14 protein-coding genes and 3 tRNA genes are annotated in these 13306 nt (G+C 52.5%); 9 read left to right on the forward strand and 8 right to left on the reverse strand.

Going from position 1 to position 13306, the window contains the following annotated elements:
• Positions 1-11: 11 nt before the first annotated feature.
• Positions 12-800, reverse strand: coding sequence for a siderophore-iron reductase FhuF (fhuF, locus tag OGY72_RS18935; protein ID WP_286548825.1), 789 nt, complete (start codon positions 798-800; stop codon positions 12-14).
• 108 nt (positions 801-908) lie between these two features.
• Positions 909-1985, reverse strand: a complete 1077-nt coding sequence (locus OGY72_RS18940) for a diguanylate cyclase (RefSeq protein ID WP_286548828.1) — start codon at positions 1983-1985, stop codon at positions 909-911.
• A gap of 255 nt (positions 1986-2240) precedes the next feature.
• Between OGY72_RS18940 and OGY72_RS18945 the strand changes: the two genes are divergently transcribed.
• Positions 2241-2477, forward strand: a complete 237-nt coding sequence (locus OGY72_RS18945; protein WP_003019100.1) for a DUF1435 domain-containing protein — start codon at positions 2241-2243, stop codon at positions 2475-2477.
• A 39-nt stretch (positions 2478-2516) separates the two neighbouring features.
• Here the strand turns inward: OGY72_RS18945 and OGY72_RS18950 are convergent.
• The 4 genes from OGY72_RS18950 to rsmC form a co-directional block, all read right to left on the reverse strand.
• Positions 2517-2602: transfer RNA gene (locus OGY72_RS18950), tRNA-Leu, on the reverse strand.
• Positions 2603-2634: 32 nt separating this feature from the next.
• Positions 2635-2720, reverse strand: a tRNA-Leu gene (locus OGY72_RS18955).
• Positions 2721-2748: 28 nt separating this feature from the next.
• Positions 2749-2835: transfer RNA gene (locus OGY72_RS18960), tRNA-Leu, on the reverse strand.
• 221 nt (positions 2836-3056) lie between these two features.
• Positions 3057-4088 carry a 16S rRNA (guanine(1207)-N(2))-methyltransferase RsmC gene (gene rsmC, locus OGY72_RS18965; RefSeq protein ID WP_003829990.1) on the reverse strand — a complete coding sequence of 344 codons (1032 nt, stop codon included), beginning with the start codon at positions 4086-4088 and terminating at the stop codon, positions 3057-3059.
• A gap of 103 nt (positions 4089-4191) precedes the next feature.
• On the opposite strand from rsmC, the gene holD reads away from it, so the two are divergent.
• The 8 genes from holD (at position 4192) to OGY72_RS19005 (ending at position 10580) form a co-directional block, all read left to right on the forward strand.
• A complete protein-coding gene (gene holD / locus OGY72_RS18970; RefSeq protein WP_003829988.1) occupies positions 4192-4605 on the forward strand; it encodes a DNA polymerase III subunit psi in 414 nt (137 codons plus the stop codon).
• Positions 4574-5020 (forward strand): ribosomal protein S18-alanine N-acetyltransferase, encoded by a 447-nt coding sequence (gene rimI, locus OGY72_RS18975; protein WP_286548831.1) that lies wholly within the window; start codon positions 4574-4576, stop codon positions 5018-5020. The genes holD and rimI overlap by 32 nt, the downstream gene beginning before the upstream one ends.
• A 14-nt stretch (positions 5021-5034) precedes the next feature.
• The gene (yjjG, locus tag OGY72_RS18980) at positions 5035-5715 is read left to right on the forward strand and encodes a pyrimidine 5'-nucleotidase (protein ID WP_003829984.1); all 681 of its coding nucleotides are present in this window, start codon (positions 5035-5037) and stop codon (positions 5713-5715) included.
• Between the two features lie 92 nt (positions 5716-5807).
• On the forward strand, positions 5808-7397 hold the full coding sequence (gene prfC, locus OGY72_RS18985) for a peptide chain release factor 3 (protein ID WP_003829982.1): 1590 nt from the start codon (positions 5808-5810) through the stop codon (positions 7395-7397).
• Between the two features lie 308 nt (positions 7398-7705).
• A complete protein-coding gene (gene osmY, locus OGY72_RS18990; protein ID WP_286548833.1) occupies positions 7706-8323 on the forward strand; it encodes a molecular chaperone OsmY in 618 nt (205 codons plus the stop codon).
• 127 nt (positions 8324-8450) lie between these two features.
• Positions 8451-8612, forward strand: coding sequence for a DUF1328 domain-containing protein (locus OGY72_RS18995; RefSeq protein WP_003019081.1), 162 nt, complete (start codon positions 8451-8453; stop codon positions 8610-8612).
• A gap of 121 nt (positions 8613-8733) precedes the next feature.
• Complete coding sequence (locus OGY72_RS19000) at positions 8734-9807, forward strand: patatin-like phospholipase family protein (protein ID WP_003829977.1); 1074 nt, start codon at positions 8734-8736, stop codon at positions 9805-9807.
• The gene (locus OGY72_RS19005) at positions 9804-10580 is read left to right on the forward strand and encodes a metal-dependent hydrolase (RefSeq protein WP_126319342.1); all 777 of its coding nucleotides are present in this window, start codon (positions 9804-9806) and stop codon (positions 10578-10580) included. Before OGY72_RS19000 ends, OGY72_RS19005 begins: the two co-directional genes overlap by 4 nt.
• Before the next feature lie 130 nt (positions 10581-10710).
• On the opposite strand, the gene OGY72_RS19010 is transcribed toward OGY72_RS19005, so the two are convergent.
• On the reverse strand, positions 10711-11574 hold the full coding sequence (locus OGY72_RS19010; RefSeq protein ID WP_286548834.1) for a YjjW family glycine radical enzyme activase: 864 nt from the start codon (positions 11572-11574) through the stop codon (positions 10711-10713).
• The gene (locus OGY72_RS19015) at positions 11546-13096 is read right to left on the reverse strand and encodes a YjjI family glycine radical enzyme (RefSeq protein ID WP_286548835.1); all 1551 of its coding nucleotides are present in this window, start codon (positions 13094-13096) and stop codon (positions 11546-11548) included. Before OGY72_RS19015 ends, OGY72_RS19010 begins: the two co-directional genes overlap by 29 nt.
• Between the last annotated feature and the right edge of the window lie 210 nt (positions 13097-13306).

Consider the following 13306-nt stretch of genomic DNA (forward strand, 5'->3'; position numbering starts at 1 on the left):
CGGCTCCTCGCTTACTTCAGCGTGCAGTCTCCGCATTGCTGAACGTCAGGCAGGCGATAGCGTTGGCAGCAGGTTCTGCGTACTAACAGCCCCTCGCGCGGAACAACGGTTCGCCACAGAGGGTTATCCTGACCGCAGGAGAGTTGTTTCTCAAAAAAGCAGGTCTGGCGCAGCGTGGTCAGCAGTTCCTCACCTAGCAACGGCCTCATTTCCGTTAAATACCAGTGAATTAAATATCCGGTGTTGCTCCAGATAAGCTTCGCGTTGATCTCGCCCGTCGCTTCCAGCGCCTGCACAACCGGCGTCAGCGCTGAGAGAATCAGCGTTTCCATGCGTTGTTGAGGGGACAGAGCTGTTGCCTGGTGATCCTGATGGACGTCGATCCAGAAGCAGGCCGCACGGCCCGTTTCGTGAAACTCTACGCGCATATGTTCAGGAGAGACGTCGATAGCCTCTTTTTGCGTCAGTAGGGCCACCATTAACGGAGGCATCATCAGGCCGATATACCATTGCGCCCAAAGAGAAATCAGGGGCTTATTTTCGCGGGGTAGCGTGGGTTGGTTGCGATAGATATGGTCTGAATAAACGGCCAGCAACGAGCTAAGCATCGCCGGTTGTGTCCATTCATGCAGCGTCATTGCACCTGGCACAGGCGTTTCGTCAAGACGAATGAAGTCCAGCAGGTGCTCGCGAGTTTTGGCTATCGTTGCGCGTACGGCAGCAGCCAGCGAGGGCATCTCTGAGGGGAGATGGCTACGCCAGATGACATCTTCAACGATCGGTGCGGAACGATAAGCCATGTTGATATAAGGATGTTATTCTTAATGATAATGATTGCTAATCCTATAATTGACATTGAGCGATGGCAAGATCTTTGTCGCCATCCCGAGCGGCAGCGCACAGAAAGCTCAGGTAGAGGGGCAGTTTACCCGCAGCTCATCGCTGACCAGGGTATTGTTACGCCCAAGATTCTTGGCCTCGTAAAGGGCTTTATCCGCTTTGGCGACAGCAGCATCAATATCCTGTTCTACCAGAGGTGCAATGCCGATACTGACGGTTACGTTGGTTGCCACGCTCTCATTAAACATGTGAGGGATTTTAAGGTCGTACACTTTCTGGCGGATACGTTCGGCGGCAGCCTGGGCCTGCTGTGGATCGACCGCGGTCAGCAAAATCATAAATTCTTCACCGCCAAAACGCGCCACCACATCCCGGGAGCGTACGGAGTCTCGGATGGCGGCAGAAACACGGATCAACGCCTGGTCGCCCATCATATGTCCGTAATGATCGTTATAGGATTTGAAATGGTCGATATCCAACAGCAGAACGAAGTGCCTCGAATTACTCAGAGCCAACAGCGTATCGAGCCGGTGTTGCAGCCCCCGGCGATTATACAAACCGGTTAGCGGGTCGAGCATGCTGAGCCCGTTCAGGGTTTCCCTCTCCTCCAGCAGTTTGTACATCAGTTGCTGAGCGAATCCATCGTAGCGCTTTTGTATCACATGCTGGATGGCGATACCGGCCATAGGCAGCGCCATAAAATAGAAAATCCGCAAACCATGTTCGCTGCCGTTAAGCCATAAACAAACGGCGACGGAGGGGAGTGAGTGGAGCGTAAACGCGATGATATTATTGGCAAAAGCGATAGAGCCAATAAACAGTACGCTGAGCAGCGCTATTAACAGGAAATAATAATCATTCTGACCTAGAGCGTTATATTTCAAGAATATATGTAACGCCCATAACAAGCCAAAAACGATTGAAATAAAAGGGAGATTAATTCTTTTATCCGCGTATTTCCCATGCCATACCAGCAGCAGTGTACTCATCACCAGCATCAGCAACGCCGGTACTGATAAGGCTTTGACCGCAAACAGAGGGAAAAAAAGCGTAAACAGCGCGGAGACTGCGTTGAGCAGTAGAAACAGTCGTAAAGAGAGTTGGTATTTTTTTGTGCGCAGAGTTCGCCAGGATTGTACTGTCATAGGTAAATATTGTTAGTTATCTGCAATGTACGAAGGTGTGTTGGTAAATAAAACAAATAACGAACGGGGTATCATTCGCAGAGGTTTTTATTGTTTTTAGTTGAAGAGCTAACCGGTGAGCAATTTATCACCTTGGATTATTCATGTCATCAATCGTTAAGTAAAACTCATATAATTGATAGTGCTTCACGGCTGACAAATGAGAAATTTTATCATATGATATTGGTTATCATTATCAATGTCATAGGTGAAATCATGTTGCAACGTACGCTGGGCAGTGGATGGGGTGTTCTGCTGCCGGGAATGCTGATTGCCGGGATGGCATATAGCGACCTGTCGGTCTACGTATGGAAGGTGATGATTGTATTAGGATTACTGCTGACTTCGCTCATGCTGTACCACAAACGTTTACGGCACTTTGTTTTGTTACCTTCATGCGCGGCACTGATTGGTGGCATTGTTTTGGTAATGATGAACTGGAATCAGGGATGAACAAAACAGAGAAGGAAATCGAGAGGGAAATAAGATAATTGGTGCGAGGGGGGGGACTCGAACCCCCACATCCTAAGGACACTAACACCTGAAGCTAGCGCGTCTACCAATTCCGCCACCTTCGCACAGTCATCTTATTTTTTTGATATCGCCTCGTTGGTGCGAGGGGGGGGACTCGAACCCCCACATCCTAAGGACACTAACACCTGAAGCTAGCGCGTCTACCAATTCCGCCACCTTCGCCCAGTGCGAGCAATATCAACGTGGATTATGGTGCGAGGGGGGGGACTTGAACCCCCACGTCCGAAAGGACACTAACACCTGAAGCTAGCGCGTCTACCAATTCCGCCACCTTCGCATACCATCGACACTCAAAAAGTATCGTTACCACGGGGGCGGATTTTAGAGATTTTATGCAGGGCGTCAACTGTTAATTATCGAACTTAACGTGATTGCCGAAAAAAAAGGCGTTTCTTCGGCTTTGGTGTTTTATGCAGGCCGGATAAGCGATAGCGCCATCCGGCGTTGCTCGGTGTCACGCCGGATGGCGGCGTAAACGCCTTATCTGGCCTGGAGCAGTTAGGCTTTTTTCGCCTGACGCGTCATGATGGTGCGATAGACCTTGAAGCGCCCGGTCTGCGCGATAACTTCGTGGAAGCCAAATACTTCATCCAGTACCTTCGGATAAGGCAGGAAGGCGTTCGCCACAATGCGCAGTTCACCACCGCTGTTCAGATGACGCACTGCGCCACGAATCAGCGTTTGTGCTGCATCAAGGCTGGTCTGCATACCGTCGTGGAACGGCGGGTTGGAGATGATCATATCAAATCGACCCGTCACGTCAGAAAAGACGTTACTGGCGATGACGTCACCTTCAATGCCGTTGGCTGCAAGCGTTGCGCGGCTGGCTTCAACGGCGGCGGCGCTAACATCGCACAGGGTTAAGCGCACTTTCGGCGAGTGGCTGGCTAAGGCGACGGAGAGAACGCCTGCGCCACAGCCGACATCCAGCACTTTGCCTTTGGTGTGCGGCGTCAGCGTGGAGAGCAGCAGTTGGCTGCCAACATCCAGGCCGTCACGGCTGAAGACGCCCGGCAGCGTTTTGATGGTCAGATTTTCTGTCTGGTATTCATCCCAGTATTTTTCTGCATCAAAGACCGGCTGTTTTTCCAGACGACCGTGGTACAGGCCACAGCGACGTGCGCTGTCGACTTTGTTTAACGGTGCGTATTCGGCCAGCATCTGCTCTGCGCTACGTACACCGCTGCGATTCTCACCGACAACAAAAATATCGGTGCCCACCGGTAACAGCGACAGAATGTTCATCAACTGGAACTGGGCTTCCGGCTTATTCTTCGGCCAGTAGTAGATCAGCGTATCGCTATCGGCAACGTCATCGGCCTGCGCGACGAGGCTGAAGCGGACGTTGTCGCCCATCTGGCGGTTAAGCACCTGCCAGTGGTGAAGTTGCTGGGTGTGCGCACGGCTGGCGGCGCTTTCAAAATGGGCAGGCAGGTCATCCTGCAAATCACCGGCAAACAGAATACGGCTTTGTTCGAAATCATCACTGTGGCGCAGCAAGACTTCACTTGCCGGGGTAAAAGCAGACATGGAATGCTCCTTAAATTGTACAGCGGGGGATTATAGTTGTTTGATGGCACGGATTCGACAAATTTGCTATATTTGCGCCCCTGATAGACAGGAGTGTTTCGCTATGACATCCCGACGAGACTGGCAGTTACAGCAACTGGGCATTACGCAGTGGTCGTTGCGTCGTCCTGGCGCACTGCAGGGCGAGATCGCGATTTCCATTCCTGCGCATGTCCGTTTGGTGATGGTTGCTGCACAGTTACCCGCGCTAACCGAACCGTTGATCAGCGATATTTTACGCGCATTAACCGTTAGCCCGGATCAGGTTTTACAACTGACGCCTGACCGTGTCGCCATGCTGCCGCAAGGCAGTCGCTGTAATAGCTGGCGGCTGGGAACCGAAGAGCCGCTGCTGCTGGAGGGCGCTCAGGTCGAGAGTCCTGCGTTTAATGAATTACGGGAAAACCCAGCGGCACGCGCCGCGTTATGGCAACAAATCTGCGCATATGAACACGATTTCTTCCCTCGAGCCGACTGATTTACCCGCAGCATTTCAGATTGAAAAACGCGCCCACGCTTTTCCGTGGAGTGAAAAAACATTTGCCAGCAACCAGGGCGATCGCTACCTCAATTTTCAGTTGAGGGTTGACGACGTGATGGCCGCCTTTGCAATTACGCAGGTCGTACTGGATGAAGCGACGTTGTTCAATATCGCCGTCGATCCTGACTTTCAGCGCCGGGGCCTGGGGCGTGAGCTGCTGGAGCATCTGATCGATGAGCTGGAAAAGCGTGGCATTTTGACCCTGTGGCTTGAAGTGCGCGCCTCGAATGCGGCCGCTATCGCGCTGTACGAAAGCTTAGGCTTTAACGAGGCGACGATCCGTCGCAACTACTATACAACGGCCGATGGTCACGAAGACGCCATCATCATGGCGTTGCCAATCAGCATGTAAGATAAGGTGTAATGATGAAGAAGTGGGACTGGATTTTCTTTGATGCCGACGAAACGCTGTTTACGTTTGACTCGTTTACCGGCTTACAGCGGATGTTTCTCGACTTTAGCATTACCTTTACCGCTGAAGATTTTCAGGACTACCAGGCCGTGAATAAACCGCTGTGGGTGGATTACCAAAACGGCGCGATTACCTCATTACAACTGCAGCATGCCCGTTTTCAGAGCTGGGCCGAACGCCTGAAGGTTGAACCGGGCCAGCTTAATGACGCATTTATCAATGCGATGGCGGAGATCTGCTCACCGTTGCCGGGGGCGGTTTCTCTGCTCAATGCGATTCGTGATAAAACGAAAATCGGCATCATTACTAACGGCTTTACCGCGTTGCAGCAAATCCGCCTTGAGCGGACGGGGCTGCGCGACTATTTCGACCTGCTGGTGATTTCTGAGCAGGTTGGGGTGGCAAAACCCGACCCCCGTATTTTTGACCATGCGCTGGAGCAGGCGGGTAATCCTGACCGTTCTCGCGTGCTGATGGTGGGTGACACCGCAGAGTCCGATATTCTTGGCGGCATTAACGCCGGGCTATCCACCTGCTGGCTAAATACGCACCACCGCGAGCAGCCAGCGGGCATTCAGCCGACCTGGACCGTAGCGTCATTAAGCGAACTGGAGCAGCTCCTGTGTAAACACTGATTGCCTCCCCCCCGTTGATGGGTAAAATAGCCGCAATTTTTCGTATTCAACTTGCCCGGCCCGTTGCCGTGCTTACCTAAGAAGATTTGACTATGACGTTGTCTCCTTATTTGCAAGAGGTGGCCAAACGCCGCACTTTTGCCATTATTTCTCACCCGGATGCCGGTAAAACGACAATTACTGAAAAGGTACTGTTATTCGGACAGGCCATTCAGACCGCCGGTACGGTAAAAGGCCGTGGCTCCAGCCAGCATGCAAAATCTGACTGGATGGAAATGGAAAAGCAGCGTGGTATCTCCATTACCACCTCTGTGATGCAGTTTCCGTATCATGACTGCCTGGTGAACCTGCTGGACACCCCGGGGCACGAAGATTTCTCCGAAGATACCTATCGTACTCTGACGGCGGTGGACTGCTGCCTGATGGTTATCGATGCCGCAAAAGGCGTCGAGGATCGTACCCGTAAGCTGATGGAAGTTACCCGTCTGCGCGATACGCCGATCCTGACCTTTATGAACAAACTCGACCGTGACATCCGCGATCCGATGGAGCTGCTGGATGAAGTCGAGAACGAACTGAAAATCGGCTGTGCGCCAATCACCTGGCCGATTGGCTGTGGTAAGTTGTTCAAAGGTGTCTATCACCTTTATAAAGATGAAACTTACCTGTATCAGACCGGTAAAGGCCACACCATTCAGGAAGTGCGTGTTGTTAAAGGTCTGAACAACCCGGAACTTGATGCTGCCGTGGGTGAAGACCTGGCGCAGCAGCTGCGTGACGAGCTGGAGCTGGTGCAGGGCGCGTCCAACGAGTTCGACCATGAGCTGTTCCTCGCGGGCGAAATCACCCCGGTCTTCTTCGGTACCGCGCTGGGTAACTTCGGCGTTGACCATATGCTGGACGGCCTGGTGGAGTGGGCGCCTGCGCCGATGCCGCGTAAAACCGACACCCGCGTCGTCGAAGCCTCAGAAGAGAAGTTCACCGGTTTCGTGTTTAAAATTCAGGCCAACATGGACCCGAAACACCGTGACCGCGTGGCGTTCATGCGTGTGGTATCCGGCAAGTATGAGAAAGGCATGAAAATGCGCCAGGTGCGCATTGGTAAAGACGTGGTGATCTCCGACGCACTCACCTTTATGGCCGGTGACCGTTCTCATGTGGAAGAAGCGTATCCGGGCGATATTCTCGGTCTGCATAACCACGGCACTATCCAGATCGGCGATACCTTTACCCAGGGCGAAATGATGAAGTTCACCGGTATTCCGAACTTCGCACCGGAGCTGTTCCGTCGTATTCGCCTGAAGGATCCATTGAAGCAGAAACAGCTGCTGAAAGGGCTGGTTCAGCTGTCAGAAGAGGGCGCAGTACAGGTATTCCGTCCGATCGCCAATAACGATCTGATCGTGGGCGCGGTGGGTGTGCTGCAGTTTGACGTGGTGGTTTCACGTCTGAAGAGCGAGTACAACGTTGAAGCGATTTATGAATCTGTCAACGTAGCGACTGCGCGCTGGGTAGAATGTTCTGACGTGAAGAAATTCGAAGAATTTAAGCGTAAGAACGAAATTCAGCTAGCTCTTGATGGCGGCGATAACCTCACCTATATCGCACCAACCATGGTTAACCTGAATCTCACCCAGGAACGTTACCCGGACGTTCAGTTCCGTAAAACACGCGAACACTAATCGACCTTCCAGGGCACGGTATCCGCCGTGTCCTGCAACTTTTCCTGTCTTTTAAATCCCTTGCGGAATGTTCTTAAAACCTCGCGTTTTTCTTTTGTTTGCCTGTTTTTTAATCAATTCTGACTGCGATCACGAAATCGTGAACTATATTTAACAATGTGATGACATAAATATCGGCGTTTAATGCTTTTTAGGCTGCCTGTTGCAGCGTCTATTGCTGATATTTATTCCACTTACAAGATTAGTTGCTGGTTCAGGCCGTGTAACGGCAGAGCATAGCTTTTAGCAAAACATACAGGAATACATCGATGACAATGACAGGACTTAAGATTTCTAAAACGCTGCTGGCCGTGATGCTGACCTCCGCTGTTGCAACGGGTTCTGCTTATGCAGAAAACGCTACGATGGATAAAGCGCAATCCGGCGTCGAAAGTGCGGGGCAGAAAGTCGATAGCTCTATGAACAAAGTCGGTAATTTCATGGATGACAGCACCATCACCGCGAAAGTAAAAGCCGCGCTGGTGGACCACGAAAGCATTAAGAGCACCGATATTTCCGTCAAAACAGATCAAAAGGTGGTGACACTAAGCGGGTTTGTTGAAAGCCAGGCACAGGCCGAAGAAGCGGTGAAAGTGGCGAAAGGCGTTGAGGGCGTGACCTCCGTTAGCGACAAACTGCATGTGCGTGATAGTAAAGAAACCTCCGTTAAAGGCTATGCGGGCGATACGGCAATCACCAGTGAGGTAAAAGCCAAGCTGCTGGCCGATGGTATTGTCCCTTCCCGCAAGGTGAAAGTTGAGACCACCGATGGCGTTGTGCAACTTTCAGGCACCGTCGACTCACAGGCTCAAAGCGATCGTGCTGAGAGCATCGCCAAAGCGATTGATGGCGTGAAAAGCGTCAAAAACGATCTCAAAACTCAGTAATTAGACTTAATTCGTCCTCCTGACGTTTGTCGGGAGGCGTGTTGTGCACCACACTGAAAATATCGCCGATGGGCAGCCTGAGCGCTCATATCAAGCGGTGAAATTAACTATGGTAAAGGAGAAGCATATGTTTCGATGGGGCATCATATTTCTGGTTATCGCGTTAATTGCCGCCGCACTCGGTTTTGGTGGACTGGCGGGTACTGCAGCCGGCGCAGCGAAAATTGTGTTTGTGGTGGGGATCATTTTGTTCCTGGTCAGCCTGTTTACCGGGCGTAAACGACCCTAGTACGTAAACCGTAAAGAAAAATTGCTACTAAGCCAGTCCATTGGACTGGCTTTTACGGTTTTAGCGTCAGGCAATTTGCGTTACTTTGTTGCTCTATTACAAAAACAACAGGAAGGCAGAGGTGGGGCAGAGAATACCCGTCACGCTCGGTAATATTGCGCCGTTATCGTTACGTCCATTTCAACCAGGCAGTGTGGCGCTGGTGTGCGAGGGCGGGGGACAAAGAGGCATCTTCACCGCCGGCGTACTGGATGAGTTCATGCGCGCGCAGTTCAATCCCTTTGATCTCTACTATGGGACGTCGGCTGGCGCGCAAAACCTTTCAGCCTATCTCTGTAACCAGCCCGGTTACGGCCGCAAAGTTATTATGCGTTACACCACCCGACGCGAATTTTTTGACCCGGTGCGTTTTGTGCGTGGGGGAAATCTGATCGATCTCGACTGGCTGGTGGATTCGACTGCAACGCATATGCCGCTGGCGATGGACAACGCCGAGCGCCTGTTTGCCGCAGGGAAAGCATTTTATATGTGCGCCTGTCGGGGCGATGATTACACGCCCGGCTATTTTTCGCCGAACCGGCAAAACTGGCTCGACCTCATTCGAGCCTCCAGCGCGATTCCCGGGTTCTACCGCACAGGGGTTGTATTGGACGGCGTGAACTATCTGGATGGAGGAGTTAGTGATGCCATACCTGTGCAGGAGGCAGCGAAGCAGGGGGCAAAAACGTTGGTAGTGATTCGCACTGTGCCTTCGCAAATGTACTACACCCCGCAGTGGTTCAAACGTATGGAACGCTGGTTGGGTGAAAGTAGCCTGCAACCGTTTCTGAATCTGGTGCAGCATCATGAGACCAGCTATCGTGCTATCCAGAGTTTTATTGAGAAGCCGCCGGGCAAGCTGCGTATTTTTGAGATCTATCCGCCAAAACCACTCCATAGCATGGCGTTGGGCAGCCGTATTCCGGCACTGCGGGAAGATTACAAAACCGGACGCCTGTGCGGTCGTTACTTTCTGGCGACAGTCGGCAAACTGTTGGCGAAAAATGCGCCGCTGCCTCGTCAGACGCCGAAGATTGTGGTGCCGGGGCCGGTGGTAGTTCCTCCTGCGCCGGTGGCCAACGATGCCCATGTGCCAGTGGTGACCAATGCGCCTCAGGCGAACGACACGACGTTTGATAATGAGGATTTGGCGTGAGTTATCGTTTTATCGATACGCATTGTCACTTTGATTTCCCGCCGTTTACCGGCGATGAATCTGCCAGCATTCAGCGCGCGGTGGAGGTTGGTGTACAGAGCATTATCGTTCCGGCCACACAGGCGGCGAATTTTCCCCGCGTACTGGCGTTAGCGGAAAATTATCCTCCATTGTTTGCCGCGCTTGGTCTGCATCCCATTGTTATTGAACAACATAGCGATGACTGCCTGGACCAGTTGCAACAGGAGCTGGATAAGCGCCCACGAAAACTGGTGGCGCTAGGCGAGATTGGATTGGATCTGTATCGGGACGATCCGCAATTCGATAAGCAAGAGTGGGTGCTGGAAGCGCAACTAAAGCTGGCGAAGCGGTACGAATTGCCGGTGATCCTGCATTCGCGGCGCACCCATGACAAGCTGGCGATGCACCTGAAACGTCATGCTTTGCCGCGAACTGGCGTGGTGCATGGTTTTTCTGGGAGCGTGCAGCAGGCAGAGCGCTTTGTGCAACTGGGATACAAAATTGGCGTGGGAGGCACCATTACCTATCCGCGCGCCAGTAAAACCCGCGAGGTAATGGCGCAATTACCGCTGGAATCGCTGTTGCTGGAAACCGACGCGCCGGATATGCCGCTCAATGGCTTTCAGGGACAGCCTAACCGGCCGGAGCAGGTAGTCAGAGTCTTCGACGTCTTATGCGAACTGCGCCCGGAACCTGCGGACGTGATCGCTGACGCGCTGTATCGTAATACCACGGCGTTGTTTAATGTGTGATTGGATGGCGTATCCGGCCGACAAATGTGTGCGCTCCGTAGGCCTGATAAGCGAAGCGCATCAGGCATAACTTCGTCGGATGGCAGCTGTGTTTTTTCCGGCCTACAGATGATGTCGTCGCATCCGGCAATCACAGGTACAGCGCCGGGAAAATCAAATTATCCACCCCGCGTTCGCGCAATCTTTGCGCCAGCTGTTCCACATCCTCCGGCGTGGCGCTCGGCCAGTCCTTCGCTTCGCCATACACCCCGTGCGCATGAAAGGCATTCAGCCGCACAGGTACGTCACCGGTGCGTATGATAAACGCCGCCAGCGCATCAATATGCTGTAGATAATCCACCTGACCAGGAATAACCAGCAGGCGCAGTTCCGCCAGTTTTCTCTGCCCGGACAAAAAGGTAATACTTTGTTTAATCAGCGTGTTATCGCGGCCGGTAAGCTGCCGATGACACGTGCTGTCCCAGGCTTTTAAATCCAGCATTACGCCGTCGCACACCGGCAGCAGCTTCTGCCAGCCGGTTTCGCTCAGCATGCCGTTGCTGTCGACCATGCAGGTCAGGTGTTGCAACTGCGGATCGGTTTTTATCGCGGTAAATAGCGCCACAATAAAGGGGAGTTGAGTAGTCGCTTCACCGCCACTAACGGTTATCCCTTCGATAAACAGTGACGCTTTACGAATATGTTGCAGCACTTCATCAACGCTCATACTCTGCGCCATCGGAGTGGCCTGCTGGGGGCACATATGCAGGCAGGTGTCACACTGCTGACACATATCGGACTGCCACCACACTTTCCCCGCGCTCAGGTTCAGCGCCTCATGCGGGCAATGCAGCACACACTCCCCGCAGTCGTTGCAGCGTCCCATCGTCCACGGATTGTGGCAATTCTTACAGCGCAGATTACATCCTTGCAGAAACAGAGCCAGGCGACTGCCCGGCCCGTCGACGCAGGAGAAAGGAATTAGCTTACTTACTAAAGCGCATCTGCTGTTCATGGCTAATCACGCGAGGTTGTCGTTCCAGAATGCGCGTATTGCGCGCGGCTTCTTCGCCCAGCCAGGTGGTGTTGGTGCGAGACCCTTCGGCGCGATATTTTTCCAGATCCGACAGCCGCACCATATAACCCGTAACGCGAACCAGATCGTTGCCGCTCACGTTGGCGGTAAACTCGCGCATTCCGGCTTTAAACGCCCCGAGGCACAGCTGCACCAGCGCCTGAGGGTTACGCTTGATGGTTTCATCCAGCGTGAGAATGTCACTGATCCCGGCGTGATAAAACGCGTGATGTGGCGCGACGGTTTGCAGATGGGTGATCGGGTCCGGCTCATCGCCATAAGGCAGGCGTGCGCCCGGCGTGGTGCCGATGTCCGAACTGATCCCTGATTGTGCATGCAGCATCGCGCGCTGCTTCCAGCCATATTTCACCGGGGTGTTTTCGACAAACTCCGCCAGGTCGGCGCTAATACGATAGCCGAGTTGATTGGCGAACTTATCTTTCCCATAGCGCGCATTCTGTCCCGACTTATCGCACAGCAGGTTCACCGCCTCCGCCAGGCCGTACATCCCGAACATAGGCACAAAACGTTCGGGATCAATCAACCCTTCCTGCACGAGGAAGCTATTCTCAAAGAAATGTGATTTCTCATAGAGGAATTCACATCGTGAATCAATGATGGCGATTTGCTGCTGGCAGTAGTGCGGTAGGGTGCGCGTAAAGAAGTCATCGACAGAGGTGCTGCGCTCTGCGATGGCTTTCAGATTAAGCCTGACCAGCGTGCTTCCACCCCCGGCGAGCGGCAAAGAGTTGTAACAACTGACGACGCCATACTGACCTTTTGTGAAAATTTTATCATTTTCAGGTCCGTTGGAAATATGTGGCTTACTGCACTCGCAGATATTTTGCGCCACGTTAAGCAGCAGATCGTCAGGTGTAATTTGTGGATCATAAATGAATGTCAGATTAGGCGAAACCTGCTTTAACTCTGCATCTGCGCGTAAAATTGCACGGGTGACTGGTGTATCTGCAGGGCCGATATTGGCATGCATAAACGCGTCTGGCAGGGTTCTGTCGAGATAACGCCAGAAACGTTTTATTCGAATATCGATCTCTTCTTGTGTTAGAATTCTAACATACGGTTGCAACAGGGCATCGAGCTGACCGAGATAGACCGGCATCGACGTCACTGACGGAACATGGTGGTAAAGAATAGTGAGTAAGGATAACGCGTCATCAAGATCCCTGGCGCCTTCCAGCTCCAGCCACGATGAACCATTGGCCAGAAAACGCGCGTAATCGGGTAAAACATAGCGCGGTTTGAACGGGGCATGACCTTCGTACATATCGCAGATTACCCCATCATCCAGCGCCTGACGTGCCTGTGCAGGCAGTTGCGGGTAAGGCAGCGCGTTTTCAGCTTCCAGCGCCAGAAAGTGGCGTTTCTGCTCAGGGCTGAGCACCGGGCTGGTCACGATTTGTTGGCAACGCTGTTGCAGCGCGAGTTCGCTTGAAGTGGGCATCGTTGATTCCTTTTTGTCCCGAAGGTGTAACGCCATTGTAGAAAGCAACGCCGCCACAACCTTTGATCCGGATGCGCCTGATGCCACCGCATCCCTTTAGAAAAGGTGATTTATTTGAAGTATATCTCATTAGAGTAATGCAAATCTGTATGTGGTTTTCATTAACTGTGATGTATATCGAAGTGTAATAGCGAGCGGATGTTAGAATAC

This window comes from Citrobacter sp. Cpo221 (genome assembly GCF_030332345.1).
In the GTDB taxonomy this organism is placed as follows: Bacteria; Pseudomonadota; Gammaproteobacteria; order Enterobacterales; family Enterobacteriaceae; genus Citrobacter; species Citrobacter portucalensis.

Excerpts from the sequence above, each read along its gene's own strand:
- yjjG (WP_003829984.1), top strand. The coding sequence starts at position 5,035 with ATGAAGAAGTGGGACTGGATTTTCTTTGATGCCGACGAAACGCTGTTT.
- fhuF (WP_286548825.1), bottom strand. The coding sequence starts at position 800 with ATGGCTTATCGTTCCGCACCGATCGTTGAAGATGTCATCTGGCGTAGC.
- OGY72_RS18945 (WP_003019100.1), top strand. The coding sequence starts at position 2,241 with ATGTTGCAACGTACGCTGGGCAGTGGATGGGGTGTTCTGCTGCCGGGA.
- OGY72_RS18995 (WP_003019081.1), top strand. The coding sequence starts at position 8,451 with ATGTTTCGATGGGGCATCATATTTCTGGTTATCGCGTTAATTGCCGCC.
- OGY72_RS19010 (WP_286548834.1), bottom strand. The coding sequence starts at position 11,574 with ATGAACAGCAGATGCGCTTTAGTAAGTAAGCTAATTCCTTTCTCCTGC.
- osmY (WP_286548833.1), top strand. The coding sequence starts at position 7,706 with ATGACAATGACAGGACTTAAGATTTCTAAAACGCTGCTGGCCGTGATG.
- holD (WP_003829988.1), top strand. The coding sequence starts at position 4,192 with ATGACATCCCGACGAGACTGGCAGTTACAGCAACTGGGCATTACGCAG.
- rsmC (WP_003829990.1), bottom strand. The coding sequence starts at position 4,088 with ATGTCTGCTTTTACCCCGGCAAGTGAAGTCTTGCTGCGCCACAGTGAT.
- prfC (WP_003829982.1), top strand. The coding sequence starts at position 5,808 with ATGACGTTGTCTCCTTATTTGCAAGAGGTGGCCAAACGCCGCACTTTT.
- rimI (WP_286548831.1), top strand. The coding sequence starts at position 4,574 with ATGAACACGATTTCTTCCCTCGAGCCGACTGATTTACCCGCAGCATTT.
- OGY72_RS18940 (WP_286548828.1), bottom strand. The coding sequence starts at position 1,985 with ATGACAGTACAATCCTGGCGAACTCTGCGCACAAAAAAATACCAACTC.
- OGY72_RS19015 (WP_286548835.1), bottom strand. The coding sequence starts at position 13,096 with ATGCCCACTTCAAGCGAACTCGCGCTGCAACAGCGTTGCCAACAAATC.